The organism is Streptomyces sp. NPDC050448 (assembly GCF_040655295.1).
In the GTDB taxonomy this organism is placed as follows: Bacteria; Actinomycetota; Actinomycetes; order Streptomycetales; family Streptomycetaceae; genus Streptomyces.
The window spans coordinates 19,400-39,036 of the sequence record NZ_JBFAJR010000004.1 but is presented as its reverse complement, the minus strand read 5'-3'; the positions used below and the strand labels follow the sequence as shown (position 1 = coordinate 39,036).

Below are 19,637 nucleotides of genomic sequence, written 5' to 3'. Positions count from 1 at the left end.
GGTCAGTCTCCTCTGCCGGAACGCAGCACGGCCCGGACCGGCGGTGGCGGCAGGCGCTTCGGGTCGGCGCCCGACGCGTACGCGAGGTACCAGCCCACCTTCGAGGCGCCGCCCTGGTCCGGGTTGCCGAACAGGATCACGTCGTTGTGCCCGGGCGGGAACGCCAGGCCCAGCAGTCGCACCGCGAAGTCCCGCAGCCGCAGGGTGTACGTCCGCGGCAGCTCCGGCTCCTCGGCGACCAGGAACTCCACCGACTTGAATCCCATGGTCACCACGCCCTGCAGCGGCAGGTTGACCCCGAGCAGCCCATCGGCTCCCGGCAGCCGCACACCCAGGTAGATCCCCGGCTCCGTGTCGGCCGTGCCCGGGCTCCACGCGACGAGCACCTGGATGGCGAACGCCTTGCTCCCGGTGAGCGCGCCGAGCGAGCCGAGGTCCACGGTGTAGTCCAGCCCGTACCACGGCTGGGTGAGCGCCGACTGGTCGAGCGGCGCGGTGACCGAGACGTAGCCCATGTCGGCAGGTGTCTGCGGCGGTGCCGGCGCGCCCGTCGCGAGCTGCGGATCGGGCGTGGCGATGAGTCCGTTCAGCCGGATCGGGAAGCGGGCGACCAGCGACTGCGCACGCGCCCTGCTGTTCGCCTGGTCGAACGAGAGGTTGCCGTCCCTCAGCGTGAACCTGGTGGTCCCGGCCGGATCGCCGAGGTCGAACGACATGGCGATCGCCAGGCCGCCGAAGCGGAGGTAGCCGTCCTTTCCGGCCGCGTCCGCGCCCCAGCAGAACGGGTCGAACTTCTCCGGCTCCTGGAACCGCAGGTTGCCCGCCAGCTGGAAGACGGCCTCGACGGTCGCCTTGCCCGACCCGGGGTCCGACGCCTTCGCCGTGACCAGTTGCGTCGACAGCAACTCCGCACTCTGCAGCACGAGTCCGTCGAGCTGGAAGGTGTTCTGCTCGGCCATCGAGAACACGTACGTGTCGTGCGTCGTGCCGTCGGGCAGCTGCTGCCGCTGGAGCGCGCCGTCGAGGATGATGTTGTTCCCGTGCGTGGTCGGCAGCAGCCGGGCGGGCGCCCCGAACAGGCGGTTGACGAGCAGTTCGGCCTTGCTGGTGAACGTCGTGACGACGGAGTTGTGCACGCCGACCGTCAACTGCAGGACGCGGAAGGCGTAGTGGATGTTCTCGCTGAAGTACTGGTCCTCGGGGTTCTGGTAGTCGATCAGCCCGAACATCGCCGAGCGTTCGAAGACCAACTGCCCGTCCGTGCGCCGGTACGGGGTGAGCGACAGTCCGAAGTGGTGCGCGGCGAACTGCGCCGGGTCGATCCCCGCCGCGAGCACCTGGAGCTCGTCCGGCAGCTCGTCCAGCGGCACCTCCGCCGAAAGGGCCAGCACACCCGTCCAGTTCGGGTCCTGGACGACCTGTAGGAACGACGCGTAGGGCGACCCGGACGGCGCGTTCCGCGCCGCCTTGATGACACCGCGGATCGCTTCCTGGGCGTCCGCCGGCCGGTCGGTACGGGAGGCGGCCTCGGGCCAGGCCCAGGTCGACACGTCCTCCACCAGGTCGGCGATGCAGCGGCCCAGTACGAACTTGACGATGAGGTACGTCGACTCCCGCCAGCTGTCCGGGGAGAGCCGGAACGGCCAGCCCCCGGCGACCGGCGTCAGCCGTCCGCCGTAGCGCAGGAAGACGAGCTGCTCCGCCTCGTTGATCTCGGGGCACGCGTCAACCAGTGCGGCGATGAACGCGGTTCGGGTGTCGTACTCGGTGTCGTGCATCGCGCCGCGTACCGCGTTGAGAACATGCTCGGGCACGCCGCCGTGGTCCACGGGGATGGTGGCGATGACGTCGAGCGTCGCCGTGGTGAGCTCGTATGCGACCGAGCCGAACTGGTTGAACTCCGCCGGGTTGCCGAGGACCAGGAAGAGGTTGTTGGTCTGCATCGCCTTCCGGAACCGGCCGGTGACTGTGGTGAAGCGCAGGTCCGGCTTCGCCGCCGCGCCGCCGTCGTGGCCGATGCCGAGCCAGCTCCAGCTGAAGTCGGATGCCAGTCCGACGGCCAGCCCCTGCGGCGTCACGGCCACGGTCGGTTCGGCGTCCGGCGCCGGTTCGCCGTCCTCGCCGTTCGCGCCGGGCAACAGCACCGCGCGGCGGGTCGGTGCGATTGCCAGCTGCTCGACGGCGACCGCGTCGGGAACCGCGTCGTCGGCGAGCCCGTGGAACGGCGCCATAGGGAACGGAGTCCGGGGCGCGGTCGCGGCCGGCACCTCGAAGAAGTCCAGCAGGTCGACCCCGCCTGCCGCAGCCGCATCGCCGGCCGTGTACAGCGGCGCGTCCTCAGGCTGGCTGTAGTACGTGACGACGCCGGTGTCCGCGGCCGACTCGACCGACACCCATGACGTCGTCCCGTGCGACGTGAGCGAGTCGGAGCCGGTCCGGGCCGGGCCGAGCGGTGCGTAGGCCGGCTGCCCGGGCAGGAACGCCAGCGTGCAGCCCTCGGCGGGCAAACCGAGGTATTCCAGACCGGACATGCCGCAGATGACGCGGGAGCCCGCGCTGGCGGCCTCGACGGCGAACGGCCCGTCCGGGACGAGGTAGTAGCCGGCGTTCGCCTCCTCGTCGGAGAAGTACGGCGCGAGATCGAACACCAGTCGGGCCGGGCGTGCCGTACTCGTTCCGGTGGCGAGCGGACGCAGGTCCACGCCGTGGCCGAGCACCGTGGCGTACCCGGACGGCAGCGCCGGTGGATCGCCCTCGCCCGTCGTGCGCGAGAAGAAGCCCAGCGAGGTGCGCTCGCCGTCCAGTGGCCGCAGCGGATCGATCTGCGTGTGGAACTCCAGGCCGACGTCCTCCGGCTGGCGGGCGACGTCGAACCGGACAGTCTTGACGAGGCCCTCGTCCCCGGGCGTGAAGAAGCGCAGCCCGGCACCGAGCCCGGCGAACGCATCGCCGCTGCCGGCCGGTGCGTCGATGACGAACCGCCACGCACCGGTGTGTCCGGCCGCCATGCACAGCAGCGTGGTCGTGCGCCGCGCGGGGAACCGGGCCGTTGGCGAGTACAGCGTTGCGGCGGACCAGTCGGCCCCGTCGGCGACGGCGAAGCCCCAGCCCGCCGCCGTGTCCGCGGGCGCGACCACCCCGCCTTCGGCCAACGCAAGTCGGTAGTCGGCAAGTTGGAAGGTTGCTCCGTCCACCACCCGGGTCCCGTCCCGGTCTGTCCGGGTGGACAGCACGGTTGTCACCCACGCGGTCGGTGCTGCCGTCGGGTCGGCGACCCAGAGGAAGCGCGGCGGGCCCTGGGGCGCGTAGTAGTCGAGCCAGGTCCGCAGCGCCGCCAGGAACACCGTCGAGTCCGTGGCCGGCATGCCGAGGAAGACGTACCCACCACGGCCGTCCGCCCACGTCCGGGTCAGCGTCGGCCGGTCGCCGAGCGCTCCCGGGTCGGAGGCCAGGAAGGCCGCCACCCGGTCCGCCGGATCCGCCCAGTAGAGCGGTGTGTCTCCGGCACGGGTGAACGTGGGCTCGGTCATCAGCCGAGGCTCGTGGCGAGATCGAGACGGTCACCGTGCAGCAGCGGCAACTTGAGCACGGCCGGGTCGCGCGGCTGCCAGCCCGGGACGACCAGCCAGTCGCCGGCCGGCCCGTCGGCCAGTGCCGCCGCCGTTCTCGGCCGGTGCATCGTCACGCCGCTCAGCGGCACGGGGACGGCCGACGGCCTTCGGCCCTCGCTCGCGAGCACGTTGCCGAGCGTCGTCCCCACCGGCACCAGCCGGGGTGCGCCGTTCACACTGATCCGCACCATCGCGCGGACCATCACGCGACCGCGCAGGTAGGCCGCGGCGACGCCGCCGCCGGGCGGGTCCTGTCGGCGGACGTTCTCGGTTGCCGCGTCCAGCGCACCGAGCGTGGCGGCTGCCAGCAGGACGGCGTTCTGCTGGGGCCACAGCGAACCCGGCGTGGTCGTCGCCAGCAGCGTCCTCGGGTAGACCAGGCGCGCGTACGGCAGCCGTAGTGCCTTCGCGAACAGGTCGAATACGCCTGCACTGCCGTACAGCTGCCCTTGCCCCGTGGGCGGCCCCGACGGATTCGGCACATCGACGCCGTTCTGCCGCGCGAGCTCGGCGAGGAACGCGTCCAGTCCGATCGTCCAGGTGCCCGAGTTGTCGTAGGACGCCACCTCATAGTCGGCGATGCCGGCCGTGACGAACCCGGACAACGGGTTGCCCTGGGCTCCCGGCGCGATCTGGTAGCCCTCGTACTCGACGCGCATCACGATGCCGGGGCGCAGGTCGAAGTAGCCGCGGTCGAACCGCAGCCCGTAGGCAAAGTACAGCGTTTCGTCGAACGTCTGGGGCATCGACCGCGACACCGCCTCGGTCAGCGCCGCGACCCCGTACGGGGTGATGCCGAACGGCTGCAGCTGGGCCAGCAGCGCGGCCCACTTGGCGATCACGTCGGCGCGGTCGGTGAAGTTCCACACGGGGCTGGTCGCCGGGATCAGCAGTGTGTACTGGTACGGCCCGGGGCGGGCCGGCGTCAGGACGAAGCCGAGGGGCAGCTCGATGTCGTCGACCTGCCGGGTCAGGAACAGCTCCGGCAGTCCGAGCGTGATGTCGGTCGCCGTCAGCACCGGACCGAGCTGCGGCGCGACGTACGAAGGGCCGGCGAACAGTGCCTCGGTGAACACCGGGACGGGCTCCGACGGTGCCCCGACCGCCAGAGACGCGAGCGCCCGTACGACGACCGTGGTGGAGGTGTCCTCGATCTCCACCGGCCAGCTGCCCGAGGCCGTCGTCGTGTCGCCGAGCGTGGTCACGGTCTTGTCGACGACCGTGCTGACCCGATATCCGTCCACGAGCGGCGAGGGCAGCGCCTCCCAGGACACGCGCAGGTCGGCGCCGTCGTATGCCACCGTGACGCCGGTCGGTGCGACGGTGAGCAGCGCGGCGGCGTTGCCGGGTGGGCCGACGGCGACGCCGGCCAGTCCCCGCAGGGCGATCGTGGCGGTGTTGGGGATGCCGTCCGGCAGCGTCAGGACGATCGGATCGCCGGTGACCCGCTGGGCCTCGAACTCGACCTCGGTGCCGTCCCAGCGCACCATGGGCAGCACGCCGGTCAACGGCGGCGACTTCGGTGGCGTACACGCCAGCGTCACGCTCCGGCCGGCGCCGACGGCCACGCCGGTGAGTCGTGGACCGGCCGTGACCAGGTCGAGAGACGCCACCGGTCCCCTCGCCACGCCAACGACCTGGGCGACCGTGGCCAGGCCGGCGGTGAGCGGCAGGTCGGCGGACTGGCCCGGTGTCAGGAGTGCGGTGGCGCCGACGGTGACGCGGAACGCCCCGTCCTTCGGCCCGCTCCAGACCAGGGCGGCCCGGCCGCCGTCGGCGCGGGCGAGGGTGAAATCAGCCGGCCTGGTGGGCACCGGGAGCGGCACGGACCACGGCCCGGTCGCCATGCCGTCAACGCCGCGGACGGCGACGGCGACGACGTCGCCGACCGGCACGGTGAACACGGCGATGCCGTCCGGGTCCACCCGTCGAGGCGTGCCCGGAACCCCGTCGACGTACAGCACCGCCTCGATCGGCACCCCCTCGGGCAACTCGCCGGCAGTCGCGGTCACGACGAGGTCCGCGTCGCAGACCACCGACGCGACGGTCGGCGTGGCCGGCACGACCGGGGCCGTCACCGTCGGGCCGATCGAACGCCCGACCCGCCCGCGCACCGACACCGCGTATGCCGCGCCGCGCGGCAGCGGCTCGGGAACGGCGAGCGACAGCGTCGGCGCGGGGCTCACGGTCTCCCGGCGGACCGGCACGCCGTCGCGGAACAGCACGGCGTCGTACGCGGTGGGTGCGAAGTCCGGCGGCACCACGTCGACCGAGACCGTAGCGGCGTCCGACGTCACCCGCGTGACGCCCGGCGGCGTGCGCCGGACCTGGAGCGGTGCCGACGGAGGCCCGGAGCCGGCCCTGTTGACGGCTTGGACGACGACGCGGTACGTGTCACGGTCGACGAACCCGGGCTCCAACTCGAGCGTCGTCGCGGGCGCGTGCACCTCGGCGGCCGGGAAGAACACCCCGTCGTCGTTCAGCACGCTGATCCAGTAGGCGTCCGCGGTGGGGACGGCGGCCCAGGCCACCGAGAGCAGACCGGCATCGAACTCGACGGCGAGAAGTTCGGGCCGCTCGGTCGGCGCCGCGAACCCGGGGCCGTGCGGGCCGATGGACACCATGTCCTTGCCGGTCCGGACCCGGGCCAGAGTGGCCGCCAGGGTGGAGCCCGCCGGTGGTGGCTGCTTGACGACGAAGGATCCGCCGGCGACCGGGACTTCCGGGTCCGACGCGGTGCCGTTGACCACGAGCCGGACCAGGAAGTCGTCGCTGTCCGAGGCCTTCCAGGACAGCGTCAGGGCGCCGGTCATCGGTTCCGTCTCGGCACGCTCGACCGCGAAGGTGTCGGTGACGATCGCGACCTCCGGCGAGAGCTCCGGCCCCGCATTGCCGGTGAACATCCCGATTCGGGCGTGGTAGGCCTGACCAGGCGTCACACCGAGCGGCAGTGCGGCATTGGTCGCCGCCCCTGCCCAGGCCTCTGCGACCGTGCGGTCACCGTTCAACACCTGCACCACGTACATCGGTACGGGATTCGGCCGTCCGGGACCGCTCCAGGAGACGGTCAGGACGTCGCCGTCGTAGCGCACCTGCCTGATCACCGGCGGATCTGGTTGTGCGCCGCTTGGTCCACCCATGAACCGCCTCCACGTGCCGACGAGTGTGCCCATGCCGGCAGCACGTACTCACCGGCTGTGGATCGCGACCGCGAGTCCAGACCCGCACAGCACCCTTGTCGGCATCGTCTGAGATCCGGCCCGAGATCGTTGTAGCAGTCAAACGAATCCAGACCATCGCGAGAGCACGCCGTGTCCCACAACTGGCCGTGCACTCCACTCAGCCGGAGCAGCGGCGAGAGCAAGGGACGGAATCTGTACGCTCTCCGACACGGAATGCCGACCGGACATGCGAATCGTTGTCGTCGAGCAGCGGCCCGCCGAGCCGGACCCGGCCGTGCCCAAGGCGCTCGGAGACCCGGCCGAGTCGACTCCAGAGCGGATCGACGACGCGGATGGCGGCCGGGTCGAGACATGTCCGTAGGGCCCGGGAAGCCGGATTCGGAGGTCGGCTCCCCAACGGCCCCCAAGACAGGCGCAAACGCCGGTCAGGGGCCTGATCCACTTCCGCGGATAAGTCCCCTGACCTGGTCTTATTCTGTCCGGGTGGCGGGATTTGAACCCACGACTTCTTCGCCCCGAATGAGGTTCGGGAAAGAATCGTCGAGTTGTGCTGCGCAGGGACGCCTGTATTCCATGCTGGGCTCGTGGGGCTGGGCGATTGAACCGCCCCGGGTTCGTCGACGACGGTCAGGTCCGAGCGGATCCCCTTCGCCAGAGGCCCACATCACTGCGCGTGTCCGGGTCGGTGAGGCCGGTGAGTTCGGCCTTCGGCCCCGAGGGTCGAACGGCGGGTGTAGCCGGTACTTCCGGCAGTGGTGCCGCATTCCACGGCAGGAGGACACCCTGTCGACGCCGCCGGCACGTAGCCAAACCGCCAAGCCGACACGAGCTCATTCTGGAATGACCGGTTACAGCGGCCCGTGGTTCTTCAGGACGCGGCGGGCCTGGGCGAAGAGCATGCCCACGTTCACGGACTTGCGGCACACGACCACGGCGACCACCTCGTCGGCACTGTCGATCCGAAGGAAGAGATGCGTCAGGTTGTCGCTGTTGACCAGAATCTCCTGGAAGTAGTGGCGGTCGCTGACGACCCCGCGGCGTTCCTTGAAGATCCCTTCGATCATCACGACGTTGCGGCCCTGGAAAAGGTCGAGGGTCGCCGCCGCGAGCATGTCGAGGACTTCCGCCGGGTGCGAGTCGACGGTCTCCACCGCCAGCAGCATGCCCGTGGACATGTCGATGACCCCTGTGGCCACGCAGTCCGGAACTTCCGAGCGCAGGCTCTTGACCAAGCTCGAAACCCGCTCGGACATGCTCTGGGTCACTCGGGTTTCTGCTCCGCTCATCGTGCTCCTTGGTTGTGTGGTGTGCCGGAAGTTGGTCAGTTGCCCGGGGGCGGGGGGTCGGCGGAGGTGAGCAGCGCGGTGAGGCGCTCCACCGAGGCCTGCGTTTCGGCGTGCAGGCGTCCGATGTCCAGGCCCGCATCGCCGAGGACACCGATGAGCGCCATCTCGCCGACCGTCTGGGCGACGAGGTAGCCGTCGGTGAACCGCGAGACGGTGTGGTGAAGCAGACCTCTGCCGGTCATGGAGCCGGCGCGGCGGGAGATGCTGAGGGCCGCCGCAGCGAGTGCGGCCAGGCTCTCCGGATCCGCGTCGTCGTCGGCCTCCGCTGTGATCAGCAGACCGTCGACGGAGGCCACCACTACATCGGTGACGCCGACCACCTTCTCCCGAAGCGTCCGCATCTCGGTGACGAGCTGCGCGTTCTTGGTTGTCACGACTCTCCTGTTGTGTTCGTTCAATGTGCTGCCTGCCGCGGGCACTCACTTGTGTCCGCCGGAGGTCAGGTACTTCGCCACGAGCGCTGGCGGGGGCCGCCAGTGGCCACCCACAGGCCGTAGCGGAAGAACCGTGTTGATGCCGCTCGCACCCGGGAGGCGGTGCGGCAACTGCGTCCGAGAGGGTCGGTCGTCGGCGGGGGACGGGCTGCCACCGCTCTGGGGATGGGCCGTCACCACCGTTTCCATCAGGCCTTCGCCCATCAGCCGTGAGACTTCGACGGTGACGGCGTACAGACTTCGGCCGAGCAGGAAGGCGATGTCCCGGACGCTGCGGCGGCCGTTGGCCCGCAGCAGGATCTCCTGGCGCTCGCCCGTGGCCGGGCTGCTCAGCTGGGCTGAGCCGGCATCCGTCCGGGCCAGCCTGCTGCGGAAGGGGGAGAGAGAGTGCCCGAGGGAACCGAGTACCCGGATCCGCCGCCCGGCTTCATATATCAGCCATTCCGGTTCGATTCCCTCCGGCGCGCCCAGACGGCAGGAGCCCGCGTCCTGGTGGACGGTGAATCCATCGATCCGTCCCATCCCTATGGCCAGGGCTCCGTCCAGTGCGGCCATCACGCATATCAAGTGGAGTTCCGCGCTGCCGATCAGGTCCCGGGCGACCAGTTCGAACTCGATGCGGCCGTCCACGGCTGCCGACCGGGTGACCGATGTCCAGTCGGCCTCGCTGACCCGGCCCGAGCGCAGGAGCAGCGTCTCGACCCCCGGGGCGCCGGGTGAAGCCACCTCGACGAGTGCGCCGCACCGCAGGCGGAAGGCTCCTCCGGGGTCCCCTGTCACCAGCAGCGTTCCGGAGAGCCGCTCGCGTGAGGCATCGGTGAGTGCCCTGGCCAGGTCGAGCGTCGCTCTTGATGGTTTCCGGCGTGCCGGTACATCAATTTCTGACATGCCCCTGCAATCAGTCGCATTCTCCGTGGATGCCCGTGACCGGCAATCGCATATGCCGGCCCGGTAGTCGAACTCTAGTCAGCCAGGCTGATCATTCGATCAAAGGTCGCATATTGCTTGCTAATCGATGCTGGATGAAATGTGCATGCATCATGTGTGGTGCATTGGGTTCGCACTTGTTCGCGTCGCTCGCCGGTGTGTGCGCCTTGGGGGCGGTGAAGCCTCAACGAGGGCCGAAAAAAAGCCTGATGGCCTGACCTGACCTCGATTGGTCAGCGGGGCTGGGTCGCCGATTCGTACTGCTCGGCGAGATTGTCGACGGCCTCCAGGACCACTGTGCGGGAGGCCGCGACGAGAGCCGCGTCGTCCCAGCTCTCCGCCACGACGACGCCGGGCGCGACCTTCAGCGTGACGGTGACGTACTCGGCGTCCGCCTTCATCTCCTTCGGGCACCCGGTGGGGAGCTGGACATCGCTCTGCCGGGGGCTCACCCACCCCGAACGGCCGTCGGCAAGCCGAGTGGCACCCTTTACGGGGGCGTTCAGGGTGTTGGCGGGCCGGGCGTCGACGGTGTACTGGAGCCGGTCCGCGGCGTCGCCTTCTTGTTCATGAGCAGCCGGAGATGCGCGCGAGGTTGACAGCGGTTTCGCGCACCACGGTGGCAGCGTTGCGGACTGCCGTGTCCCGGTCCACGATGCCCTTTTTCTCCGCCTGTGAGGGAGCGCTGAGTGTCACGGTGATGTAGGGCGCCGTCGATCCCATGCGTTGGGCGCAGCCCGTCGGCAGCTGGGCCTCGGCCTTGTCGGGGAGCGCCCAGCCGGTGAGTCCGTCGCCGAGTGGCACTGCGCCCTTAGGCAGCCCGGTGCCGCTCTTGGAGTCCTCCATGATCAGCGAGTAGAAGGTTGTGCTGGCATGCGGGTTGGTGCGCTTGGCGATGCACGAGCGGAAGAAGGCGAGGTCGCCCTGCCCCTTCCGTTCGAACTCGTCGAAGTCCACCCGCCCGCCCTGCCCGTCGTCGATGAGTTCCGCGGTCCGCTCGTCGAGCGTCCCGAAGCACAGGCTCCGCGGCGGTTTCGGCCCTTCACCACCGGGCCACAGGGCGACCGTGACGGCCGCCCCGCAGACGATCAGCGCCGCCGGCAGCACGAGGTGCTTCCTGTTCACCGCTCGCCCATCTTCAGATCGGCATCCTTGATGCCTGCCTGGTACCACTGCTCGGCGGTCGGCTGGAGGCCGTCCTCGTACTCGCCGGGGCTCGCGTCCAGCTCCGAGGGGTGGAGCCCCTTGGCCGTCGCCATCTCGCGCATCATGGTGTACATCTGGTTCTCGCCGTTTGCGTAGTGGTTGACCATGTTGTTGCGGGTTTCGGCGTCGACTTTGGCGTTTAGGTCGTTCATGTACTTGGCCGTGCCGACGTCGACGGAGCGCTGGATCGCGTCGCCGACCACGGGGTGGTCTTCATGGCCGAGGCATCGGTCTTGAGCTGCGCCAGCTTGGCGATCATCGCGGTCCACTGAGTGACCGCGGTGTCCATCGGGCCGAGCTTGGCGTTCAGGAGCTGCTCGAACGTCGGCATGGCTGCGGCTCCTTACCGGAAGAACAGGTCGATCTGGGACGCGGACACAGCACCCTCGTTGCCCGGCACGACGGGTCCGACGATGCGCAGCTGCGCCCCGATCCAGTCGTCATTGGCCTTGCTGGACTTCTTCGTGTAGTCGAGGTGGTTGGAGATGTGCGCGCATGCCTGGAGGAGGGTCTTCACCTGCGTCTCCCAGGTCTTGTTCACCTCCGAGAGCGCGGCACCGGCGTCGAAGCCGTCACCCTTCAGGCTGCTCCCGGCGCTCTCGCTCGCCGCGTTCGCGTGCTTGCCCGCGGGTTCCAGGCCGTCGAAGAGGCCGTGGGCGGCATGGCCGATCTCGCCGGGATCGTCGTCCTCGACGACATGGTCGGCCGAGCCCGGCGCCGGCGTCGAACCGCCCGTACTGTCAGCCTGGTTCAACCTCATGGTGACGGCCGCCGTGTCCGTGGCCCACTCTTCTTCGAAGGACATCGTGGACACCCCCGTGTTCGTGGTCGCAATACTGTCCCCGTCCGCCACGCTACCCACCTGGACAACGACCGGCCACAGTTGATCGATCATTCGTACGGGTTGTTCTTCACGTGCGAGCGCCGCCCGGGGCCGGTCAGGTCGCAAGGCTGCCGACGTCCCCAGAGCGAACCGCCTACGCGGGCTCCGAAGAGTCTCCCGGTCCCGCTGCTGCCGCGGGCCTGGACGGCCACCACGACGCAGCAGGCGCTCCTCATCGGTGCCACCTTCGCGGGAGAACTCGCCGGTGCCCTACTGCTCTCCGGCCTGGCGGACCGCTTCGGCCGCCGCCGGATGTTCCAGGTCAACGTGGTCTCCCATGCCCTGCTGTCCTGTTGGCGGCATGCGCACAGGAAGCCGCGTGGCTCGGCCCACCGACCGACGCCGTCGCACTCGAAGCGGTCTGAGCGGTGAGACTGCGCCGACAGGCCGCCCGGCCGGCATCGGACCGGCGCCGTGAAGAACCGTCAGCTTGCATCAGTGGGCCCGAGGAGCCGGTGGAAGTCGGCGAGGCCGCCCCGCCGGTGCTCGGCGAGCACACGCTCGGCAAGCGCTGCGTCGCCGTCCTCCAGTGCGGTGACGATGCCCTCGTGCTCCTTGAGCACGGCCTCGGCCCGGTCCAGGTCGCCCGCGGCGGCGGCGCGCCGGTAGGACAGGGCCCGGTGCGGCTCCAACGCCTCCCACAGCTGCTTCGTGAAGCGCAGCATCCACTCGTTGTCACAACGCTCGAACAGGGTGAAGTGAAAGCGGCGATTAGCGGCGATGGCGGCCCGCGGATCGCCCGCGGCGGTGGCCGCCCGCTGCTCCTCGAGGGCATCGCGCATCGCGGCGACGTCATCCGGGCGCAGCCGGGCCACAGCGTTCGCCTCCGCGGCGCTCTCCAGAAGCTCTCGTGCCTGGAAGATGCCGTCGACGCTGCCCGGTGTGAGTTGGGTGACGGTGAAGCCGCGCTGCGGGATGTAAGTGACGATGCCCTCGCCGGCCAGCGTCTTCAGCGCCTCGCGAACGGGGATGACGCTGAGCCCCAGCTGCTCGGCAGCCGCGTTCTGGCGGATCGGAGCTCCGGCTGGCAGATCACCGCGGACGATCGCGTCGCGCAGCTCGGCCAGGGCCGCCGCCTCGGCGGTACGCGGAAGTGAGGTTCGTTTCAGGGGCACCTCGGCATCCTAGCGAGCACACGAGCGAATGGAGATGTTATAAATTCTAACGTGCGGTCGCTGGAGCGCGGTCGCTTCCGCCCGTTCCGGGCGTCAATCCCCCTGGAGGTGAGCGCGGTGTCCACACCGACGCTGTCAACCGGCCGGCCCCCCACCGCACCGGCCGGCCCTACCGGGCGACTCGCCACATGGCTGGCCGCCACTTCTCTGGACGACATCCCCGCCGCAGTTCGCGAGCGAGCCGCCCACCTGGTGCTGGACGGGCTGGGCTGTGCACTGATCGGCGCCCAGCTGCCCTGGTCGCAGGTCGCCGTCGAAGCCGTCGCCTCCCTGGAGGGCGCGGGCACGAGCCCGGTCATCGGCTGGGGCCGTACGACGAGCGCGCCCGGCGCAGCGGTGCTCAACGGCACCTTCATCCAGGGATTCGAACTCGACGACTACTTCCCCCGAGCCCCCCTGCACAGCGCCTCGCTCGTGCTGCCCGCCCTGCTGTCCACCGCCTCGCAGATGCGGAAGGTCACAGGTGAGGAGTTCCTGCGCGCCACCGTCCTCGGTTTCGAGGTGGGCCCCCGGGTCGGCTTCGCGCTGCACGGCTCCCAGATGCTCTCGCGCGGCTGGCACTCCGGTTCCGTCTTCGGCACGCACGCCGCAGCGGCCGCCGCCGGCACGCTGCGCGGCCTGGACGCGGCCGCCCTGGAGGACGCCCTCGGCCTGGCGGCCACCCAGTCCGCCGGCCTCATGGCCGCGCAGTACGAGGCGATGTCCAAGCGCATGCACCACGGCTTCGCCTCCCGCAACGGCTTCTACGCCGCCGGCCTTGCGGCGGCGGGCTACACCGGGATCAAGAGGGTCTTCGAGCGTCCCTACGGCGGTTTCCTCTCGACGTTCGGCGAGGGCCACGACCCGGACGCCGCGCAGATCACCAGGGATCTGGGCGAGCGGTGGATGACCGAGCAGATCACAGTGAAGATCCACGCCGCGATGGGAGGACTGCATCCGGCCATCGACGCCGCGCTCGGGCTGGCCTCCGACCACCGGATCACCTCGCAGGACGTCGAGGCGGTCACCATCGCCGTCCCCGAGGCGATCTACCACCACGGGTGGTGGCAGCCTGACCGTCCGCTGACCACCATCGGCGCCCAGATGAATATCGGGTACGCCGTCGCCGTCGCCCTACTGGACGGCCAGGTCCGCCCGGAGCAGTTCCACGACGCCCGCATCGACGCGGACGACGTCTGGGAGCTGATCGCCCGGACCACGGTGGTGCTGGAGAACGAGGCTCAGGACCCCTCCTGGAAGGAACCGGGGTACAACACGCGCGTCACCCTCACGCTGCGCGACGGAACGGTCCTGACCTCCGCGCTCCACCAGCCCCACGGCGGACCCGACGACCCGCTCACCAACACCGAGATCCGCGAGAAGTACCGGGCTCTCACCTCGCGCGTGGTCGACCGGGAGCGCTCCGCCGAGATCGAGCGCATCGTCCTGGGCATTGAGGAACAGACCGACCTCGCTCCACTGATCGAACTGCTCGCCGCGCCCGTTCGCGGCGCCCTCGACTGACCAGCCCAGCCGATCGGGAACCGGCCTCCCCACCAGCCAAGGAAGAACCATGACCCCGAACCCCACCCCGCCGTCCTCGCCCCGCCCGTGCCGGGCGTCACCGCCTGCGACACCGGCCGCCCGGTTGCGCGCACTCCTGAAACAGGACGGCCTGATCACCGCTCCGGGCGTGTACGACGGGCTCAGCGCCGCCCTCGTCGCACGCACCGGATTCACCGCCGCCTACCTCACCGGCGCCGGTGTCGCCGTAGCAGGATTCGGGCTGCCGGACATCGGCCTGCTCACCCAGAGCGAGATGGCCGACCGCGCCCGCACCGTCGTCACCGCCCTCGGTCGCGTACCGCTGATCGCGGACGCCGACACCGGTTACGGCGCCCCCCTCAACGTGGTGCGGACCGTCCAGGAGTACGAGAGGGCCGGCGTCGCCGCGATCCAGCTGGAGGACCAGGCCTTCCCGAAGAGGTGCGGGCACCTGCCCGACAAGGAACTCATCCCGGAGGACGACTTCGTCGCCAAGCTCACCGTGGCGCTGGAGGCCCGCCGCGACTGCGACACGGTGATCATCGCCCGCACCGACGCCCGCGCCCCGTTGGGCCTCGACGCCGCGATCCGCCGGGCCGAGCGGTACGCCCGGGCCGGGGCGGACGTCATCTTCGTCGAGGCGCCCGAAAGCCTCGCCGAGATAGAGCACATCGCCGCGTCCGTCGACGCCCCGCTGCTGATCAACATGGTGCAGGGGGGACTCACTCCCGATACGGCCCCCGACACACTCGCCGCACTCGGCTACCGCGTCGCCATCCACCCCGGTGCGCTCCTCGCCCCGTACGTCCTGCACGGCCTCGAGGCCCTGACCCGCCTCGGCGGCACGCTGCCCGAGGTCACTCCCGGCCCGCAGGGCCTGTTCGAACTCGTCGGCCTGCGCGACTGGTCCGCCGTCGGCGAGCGCTACCGCCGCCACACGAAGGACGGTGCCTGATGGGCATGACCATGATCGAGAAGATCCTCGCCCGGAAGGCGGGTCGGGACCATGTCGCACCGGGCGACACCGTCGTCTGCGACGTCGACATGACCGTCATGATCGACCTGCAGTTCGCCACCAGTTGGGTGCAGCCCCTGAAGATCCACGATCCCGGCAAGGTCGCGGTCGTCATGGACCACGCGGTGCCCGCCCCCAACGTCCACGACGCACTGGGCGGCACCCACGCCCGCGCCTTCGCCCGCGACTTCGGCATCGAGAGGTTCTACGACGTCGGCCGACACGGCATCTGCCACCAGGTGATAGCCGAGAACGGACTGGCCCGCCCTGGCGAGATACTCGCCTGCACCGACTCCCACACCTGCGCGGCCGGCGCCTACAACACCGCCGCCCGCGGCCTGGGCCCGGCGGAGGTCTACGCGATCCTGTGCACCGGGAAGACCTGGTTCCAGGCCGCGCCGACGATCCGCTACGAGCTCGCCGGTACGAAGCCCACGGCCGTCTCCGGGAAGGACGTCTTCCTGCACATCGCCGGAACGTGGGGCGACGCCACCAACCACAACCTCGAGTACGGCGGCTCCGGCCTGGACTCGGTCCCGATGAACGACCGCCGCACCATCGCCACCCAGGGCGCCGAGATCTCCGCGGACTTCTCGACCTTCCCCATCGACGACCTCGCCCGCACCTCCCTCGCCGACCGCGGCGCGCACCCTGACACGTACGAGGCGGCAGACGCCGACCCCGACGCCGCCTACGCCGCCGTACGCACCGTCGACCTGTCCGCGCTGGAGCCGTACGTCGCCCGGCCGGGCACCGTCAGCAACAACGCGTTCCCGGTCTCCGCGATCGAGAAGCGCCCGGTCGACCAGTGCTTCATCGGCTCGTGCGCCAACGGCCAGCTGGAGGACCTCAGGATCGCCGCCGGGATCGTCCGCGGCCGCAAGGTCGCGCCCGGAGTCCGTTTCCTGGTCACGCCGGCCTCCCAGCAGGTCTACCGGGAGGCGATGAAGGCGGGCTATCTCCAGGACCTCGCCGATGCCGGCGCTGTCGTCACCAACTCCACCTGCGGGGCCTGCTTCGGGTACCACATGGGCCTGCTCGCACCCGGCGAGGTCTGCCTGACCTCCTCCACCCGCAACTTCACCGGCCGTATGGGCAGCCCCGAGGCGGAGATCTACATGGCCTCCCCGGCCACCGTCGCCGCCTCGGCGCTGGCCGGTCATGTCACCGACCCCCGAGAGGAGCTCGACTGATGGACACGCGCATCACCGGCAGAGTGTGGGTCGTGGGAGACTCCGTCACCACCGACGCCATGTACCCGGCCTTCGCCATGAAGCTGCCCGTGCCGGAGGCGGCGAGGCACATCTTCTACGAGCTGCGCCCCGGCTGGACCGACCGGGTCGCCGCCGGCGACATCGTGGTCGCCGGACGCAACTTCGGCCTCGGCTCCTCCCGCCCCGTCGCCGCGCTGTTCCGTGAACTCGGTGTGGCCGCACTGGTCGCCGAGGAGTTCAACTCCCTGTTCCTGCGCAACTGCATCAACCACGGACTGCCCGCCCTCACCGTTCCCGGCGTCACCGGTGCCCTCGCCGACGGGGACGCCATGCGGCTGGACTTCGCCGAAGGCTGGGTGGAGAACCAGGGCAGTGGCGCCCGGCTCCAGGGCGGCGCCCTGCCCCCACTGGTCCTGGACATCCTCGCCGCGGGCGGCATCCTGCCCAAGCTCGCCCGCGAGGGCTACGTACCCCTGCGCGGCTGACCGGCCCGCCCCTCGGGGTGGCGGGGCCCACGCACGGGCCCCGCCACCCCCGCCCCTGCGATCCGAAAGTCTCCTCATGCACACCCGCATCGCCCCCGGCATCATCCGCGTCGCCACCAGCCGCCGCGACAACGCCTTCCTCGTCGCCGGCGACGACGGCTACACCCTCGTCGACGTCGGCTGGGCCGGCGCCCCGCGCATCATCCTCGACACCGTCCGCGAGCTGGGCGGCAAGCCCGGCGACATCCGCCGCATCGTGCTCACACACGCCCACCCGGACCACGTCCAGGGCGCCGCCGAACTCCGCCGGCGCACCGGGGCTCAGGTCCTCATCCACGGTGACGACCTGCCGTGGCTCGAAGCGGGCCGGGTATCCCCCGAAGGACGCTCCGGGCTCGCCGGCCGCCTCCTCGACCGGCTGCCCAAGCTTCACTGGACTCCCTTGTCCGCCGACGCGACCGTCACCGACGGCGAGTTCGTCGACGGCGCTGACAGCCTGCGCGTCCTTCACACCCCGGGGCATTCACCGGGGCACATCGTCCTGCTGCACGAACCCAGCCGCACGGCCCTCATGGGCGACGCCGTCTTCAACCGCGGCGAACTCGCCCTCGGCCCCGCAGCCCTGGCGGCCGACCCCGCCCTGCGGGCCCACAGCCTGCAAAGGCTTCCGCACGAACTGCAGGCCGTCGGCTTCGCCCATGGGCCCGCCCTCACCGGAGCCGACGTCGAGGACTTCACCCGGTTCCTGACCGGCCTTCCCGGGAGCGACTGAGCACCAGTCACCCGGAAAGCCACTCCGCCGTCCTTCAAACACCCCGCCGGAGAACGGCTCGCCCTGGGGCAGAATCCCGAGCCCTCCCGCTCTGCGGCTGCAGTCGCGGGCGTCGGCCACGGCGGCGGTGACATCGCCGTCGGTCGACTCCGGGCTCTTGTGGCGCTCAGTGGCCTGCCAATTCGTAAGAGCGCGCGAAGGGAAGGGCGCTACTGCGTGGAAAACCTCGAGGAGTAGGCGCCCAGGACCACGTCACGGGGGCGGACACCGGTGGCGATCGAAACGCCTTGGAGCCGAGAGCAGCGCAGTATCGGGTAGTTAGCCTCACCGAACACACCTCCGGTGTATCCGGTGCCGCCATGGGACGGCAGCCATGGCAGCAGCGAGACGTGGGAGTCGTTGACCTTCAGCAGCCCGCCGTTGAAGGTGCGCGCGACGAAGCGCTCGATGACGGCGGGGTCGGTGGCCCACAGAGAGTTCCGCAGGCCGTAGGGGTTGCTCGTGACGTAGGCGATCGCCTCCTGCAGGAGGGACGTGTCGTCTGCCGGTCCGGGCACGACGACTGGCAGCAGCGGGAAGAACGTCTCCTCACGTACCGCCTCGATGTCCCGGGCGCCAACACACCCGTCGATCCGCAAGACGGTAGGTTCCAGGAACATCCCCGTGTCGGATGGCGCGCCATCGACTTCCAGGCGGCGCCCGCCGAACTCGACGCGGGCCCCCTTGGCCACTGCATCACGCAGGTATGCGAAGAAGCGTTCGCTGCGCAGCACTGGCGTGAGTAGGACGTCGCGGCGGTCGGGGGATCCGGGCCGGATACTGGCGGCCTGCTTACGCAGGTACGTGATGAGTTCGTTGGCGATCGCCGGGTGGGCAATGACCTGGTTTGGAACCATGCAGATCTGGCCCGAGCCGAAGAAGCACTCGGACAGCGCTTGGGCGGCCAGTTCTACGTCCGCGTCCCGCCACACCACGACGCAGTCGTTTCCCGCCAGCTCCAGAATGGGTTTCTTGCCGTGGGCGACGCATTCGCGTTCCAGTTCCAGCCCGCGTTCGACTCCACCGGTGTAAAAGATGTCCGCGACGTGCGGGCTATCCAGCCAGGACCGCAGAGTGGGGCCAGGCCGGGCACAGAACGCGTTCAACGTTCCGGCAGGCGCGCCCAGCTCTTCCAGTACTGGAACCACGAACTCGCGCAGCGCGTGCATGACGCCCAAGGGCGCGCTGCGCGGGGCCCGGACGACTACGGTGTTTCCGGCCATCAGCGCGGACACGGCGAACATCGTGCTCGCCGCTGGTGTGTTCTGTGGTGGGTTGACGCACACCACGCCGTCCGGGTTGCGCCTCAGGGTCATGCTTCGTCCCCGCAGCCGAGTCTGCTGGTGCATCTGCGCCGCACACCAGTCCAGTGACTCGGTGGCATAGACATCCAGCAGGCCACAGACCTGCCACTCGGCGAGGGCACGGGGCTGGCCTTCTGACACCAGCACATCGATGAACGCTGCGTGGCCGCCGCGAATCCGCTCACGGATACCCGCGCCCAGACGCATGCGCCTCTCCAACGGTACGGCCGACCATGCGGGAAACGCCGCGGCAGCGGCCTCGGTGGCGGCCTGGACGGTACTCTCGCCCGCCACCGCACAGCGGCCCACCACAAAGTCCGCTGCCTGGGCGGGGTCGGCTCGGCCCTGTTCCAGGTGACGTTTGAGCGTGAGGCTGCGGAAGACATCCTGCAGGATCGAAGTGGTCGTCACCGTGTACACATGCCGGTCGGCGTCGGTGTCGCGACCACCGACATACGACGGGTATGTCGGCACGGGGCAGTAGCGCGGATCGCTCGGTTGGTACGGCACGGGGGCCTCC

Annotated in this window: 18 protein-coding genes; 6 read left to right on the top strand and 12 right to left on the bottom strand. The window is 70.1% G+C overall.

Annotated features, from left to right (window positions below; translation table 11 throughout):
* Positions 1-2: 2 nt before the first annotated feature.
* Together AB0I68_RS06905 and AB0I68_RS06900 are read right to left on the bottom strand one after the other, a co-directional pair.
* Positions 3-3,530: a hypothetical protein gene (locus AB0I68_RS06905; RefSeq protein WP_363176158.1), complete on the bottom strand. Its 3,528-nt coding sequence runs from the start codon at positions 3,528-3,530 to the stop codon at positions 3-5.
* Positions 3,530-6,751, bottom strand: coding sequence for a hypothetical protein (locus tag AB0I68_RS06900; protein WP_363176157.1), 3,222 nt, complete (start codon positions 6,749-6,751; stop codon positions 3,530-3,532). Before AB0I68_RS06900 ends, AB0I68_RS06905 begins: the two co-directional genes overlap by 1 nt.
* A gap of 268 nt (positions 6,752-7,019) precedes the next feature.
* Between AB0I68_RS06900 and AB0I68_RS06895 the strand changes: the two genes are divergently transcribed.
* The gene (locus AB0I68_RS06895; RefSeq protein WP_363176156.1) at positions 7,020-7,154 is read left to right on the top strand and encodes a hypothetical protein; all 135 of its coding nucleotides are present in this window, start codon (positions 7,020-7,022) and stop codon (positions 7,152-7,154) included.
* A 487-nt stretch (positions 7,155-7,641) separates the two neighbouring features.
* Here the strand turns inward: AB0I68_RS06895 and AB0I68_RS06890 are convergent, their stop codons facing one another.
* The 9 genes from AB0I68_RS06890 to AB0I68_RS06850 all read right to left on the bottom strand — a co-directional run bounded on the left by AB0I68_RS06890 (position 7,642) and on the right by AB0I68_RS06850 (position 12,704).
* On the bottom strand, positions 7,642-8,079 hold the full coding sequence (locus AB0I68_RS06890; RefSeq protein ID WP_363176155.1) for a hypothetical protein: 438 nt from the start codon (positions 8,077-8,079) through the stop codon (positions 7,642-7,644).
* 35 nt (positions 8,080-8,114) lie between these two features.
* A complete protein-coding gene (locus AB0I68_RS06885) occupies positions 8,115-8,513 on the bottom strand; it encodes a roadblock/LC7 domain-containing protein (RefSeq protein WP_363176154.1) in 399 nt (132 codons plus the stop codon).
* 45 nt (positions 8,514-8,558) lie between these two features.
* Entirely contained in the window at positions 8,559-9,461 is a 903-nt protein-coding gene (locus tag AB0I68_RS06880; protein WP_363176153.1) for a hypothetical protein, read from the bottom strand.
* A gap of 272 nt (positions 9,462-9,733) precedes the next feature.
* Complete coding sequence (locus AB0I68_RS06875) at positions 9,734-9,901, bottom strand: hypothetical protein (RefSeq protein WP_363176152.1); 168 nt, start codon at positions 9,899-9,901, stop codon at positions 9,734-9,736.
* A 166-nt stretch (positions 9,902-10,067) separates the two neighbouring features.
* Entirely contained in the window at positions 10,068-10,625 is a 558-nt protein-coding gene (locus tag AB0I68_RS06870) for a hypothetical protein (protein WP_363176151.1), read from the bottom strand.
* On the bottom strand, positions 10,622-10,858 hold the full coding sequence (locus AB0I68_RS06865; protein ID WP_363176150.1) for a hypothetical protein: 237 nt from the start codon (positions 10,856-10,858) through the stop codon (positions 10,622-10,624). The genes AB0I68_RS06870 and AB0I68_RS06865 overlap by 4 nt, the downstream gene beginning before the upstream one ends.
* Complete coding sequence (locus AB0I68_RS06860) at positions 10,855-11,037, bottom strand: hypothetical protein (RefSeq protein ID WP_363176149.1); 183 nt, start codon at positions 11,035-11,037, stop codon at positions 10,855-10,857. The genes AB0I68_RS06865 and AB0I68_RS06860 overlap by 4 nt, the downstream gene beginning before the upstream one ends.
* A gap of 12 nt (positions 11,038-11,049) precedes the next feature.
* Positions 11,050-11,511, bottom strand: coding sequence for a hypothetical protein (locus AB0I68_RS06855; protein ID WP_363176148.1), 462 nt, complete (start codon positions 11,509-11,511; stop codon positions 11,050-11,052).
* 503 nt (positions 11,512-12,014) lie between these two features.
* A complete protein-coding gene (locus tag AB0I68_RS06850) occupies positions 12,015-12,704 on the bottom strand; it encodes a GntR family transcriptional regulator (RefSeq protein WP_363176147.1) in 690 nt (229 codons plus the stop codon).
* A gap of 117 nt (positions 12,705-12,821) precedes the next feature.
* Between AB0I68_RS06850 and AB0I68_RS06845 the strand changes: the two genes are divergently transcribed.
* From AB0I68_RS06845 to AB0I68_RS06825, 5 genes are all read left to right on the top strand, one after another.
* Entirely contained in the window at positions 12,822-14,267 is a 1,446-nt protein-coding gene (locus tag AB0I68_RS06845; protein WP_363176146.1) for an MmgE/PrpD family protein, read from the top strand.
* Between the two features lie 49 nt (positions 14,268-14,316).
* Positions 14,317-15,243, top strand: a complete 927-nt coding sequence (locus AB0I68_RS06840) for an isocitrate lyase/PEP mutase family protein (protein ID WP_363176145.1) — start codon at positions 14,317-14,319, stop codon at positions 15,241-15,243.
* Complete coding sequence (locus AB0I68_RS06835; protein ID WP_363176144.1) at positions 15,243-16,496, top strand: aconitase/3-isopropylmalate dehydratase large subunit family protein; 1,254 nt, start codon at positions 15,243-15,245, stop codon at positions 16,494-16,496. Before AB0I68_RS06840 ends, AB0I68_RS06835 begins: the two co-directional genes overlap by 1 nt.
* Complete coding sequence (locus AB0I68_RS06830) at positions 16,496-17,002, top strand: 3-isopropylmalate dehydratase (RefSeq protein ID WP_363176143.1); 507 nt, start codon at positions 16,496-16,498, stop codon at positions 17,000-17,002. Before AB0I68_RS06835 ends, AB0I68_RS06830 begins: the two co-directional genes overlap by 1 nt.
* Positions 17,003-17,078: 76 nt before the next feature.
* Positions 17,079-17,774: an MBL fold metallo-hydrolase gene (locus AB0I68_RS06825; RefSeq protein ID WP_363176142.1), complete on the top strand. Its 696-nt coding sequence runs from the start codon at positions 17,079-17,081 to the stop codon at positions 17,772-17,774.
* Between the two features lie 209 nt (positions 17,775-17,983).
* Here AB0I68_RS06825 and AB0I68_RS06820 read toward each other — a convergent pair whose 3' ends face one another.
* Positions 17,984-19,627 (bottom strand): aldehyde dehydrogenase family protein, encoded by a 1,644-nt coding sequence (locus tag AB0I68_RS06820; RefSeq protein WP_363176141.1) that lies wholly within the window; start codon positions 19,625-19,627, stop codon positions 17,984-17,986.
* Between the last annotated feature and the right edge of the window lie 10 nt (positions 19,628-19,637).

Bases quoted from the DNA above. Each gene is read 5' to 3' on its own strand.
- AB0I68_RS06905 (WP_363176158.1), bottom strand. From the start codon at position 3,530: ATGACCGAGCCCACGTTCACCCGTGCCGGAGACACACCGCTCTACTGG.
- AB0I68_RS06890 (WP_363176155.1), bottom strand. From the start codon at position 8,079: ATGAGCGGAGCAGAAACCCGAGTGACCCAGAGCATGTCCGAGCGGGTT.
- AB0I68_RS06835 (WP_363176144.1), top strand. From the start codon at position 15,243: ATGGGCATGACCATGATCGAGAAGATCCTCGCCCGGAAGGCGGGTCGG.
- AB0I68_RS06900 (WP_363176157.1), bottom strand. From the start codon at position 6,751: ATGGGTGGACCAAGCGGCGCACAACCAGATCCGCCGGTGATCAGGCAG.
- AB0I68_RS06830 (WP_363176143.1), top strand. From the start codon at position 16,496: ATGGACACGCGCATCACCGGCAGAGTGTGGGTCGTGGGAGACTCCGTC.
- AB0I68_RS06875 (WP_363176152.1), bottom strand. From the start codon at position 9,901: ATGAAGGCGGACGCCGAGTACGTCACCGTCACGCTGAAGGTCGCGCCC.
- AB0I68_RS06865 (WP_363176150.1), bottom strand. From the start codon at position 10,858: ATGAACGACCTAAACGCCAAAGTCGACGCCGAAACCCGCAACAACATG.
- AB0I68_RS06840 (WP_363176145.1), top strand. From the start codon at position 14,317: ATGACCCCGAACCCCACCCCGCCGTCCTCGCCCCGCCCGTGCCGGGCG.
- AB0I68_RS06895 (WP_363176156.1), top strand. From the start codon at position 7,020: ATGCGAATCGTTGTCGTCGAGCAGCGGCCCGCCGAGCCGGACCCGGCC.
- AB0I68_RS06860 (WP_363176149.1), bottom strand. From the start codon at position 11,037: ATGCCGACGTTCGAGCAGCTCCTGAACGCCAAGCTCGGCCCGATGGAC.
- AB0I68_RS06880 (WP_363176153.1), bottom strand. From the start codon at position 9,461: ATGTCAGAAATTGATGTACCGGCACGCCGGAAACCATCAAGAGCGACG.
- AB0I68_RS06825 (WP_363176142.1), top strand. From the start codon at position 17,079: ATGCACACCCGCATCGCCCCCGGCATCATCCGCGTCGCCACCAGCCGC.
- AB0I68_RS06855 (WP_363176148.1), bottom strand. From the start codon at position 11,511: ATGTCCTTCGAAGAAGAGTGGGCCACGGACACGGCGGCCGTCACCATG.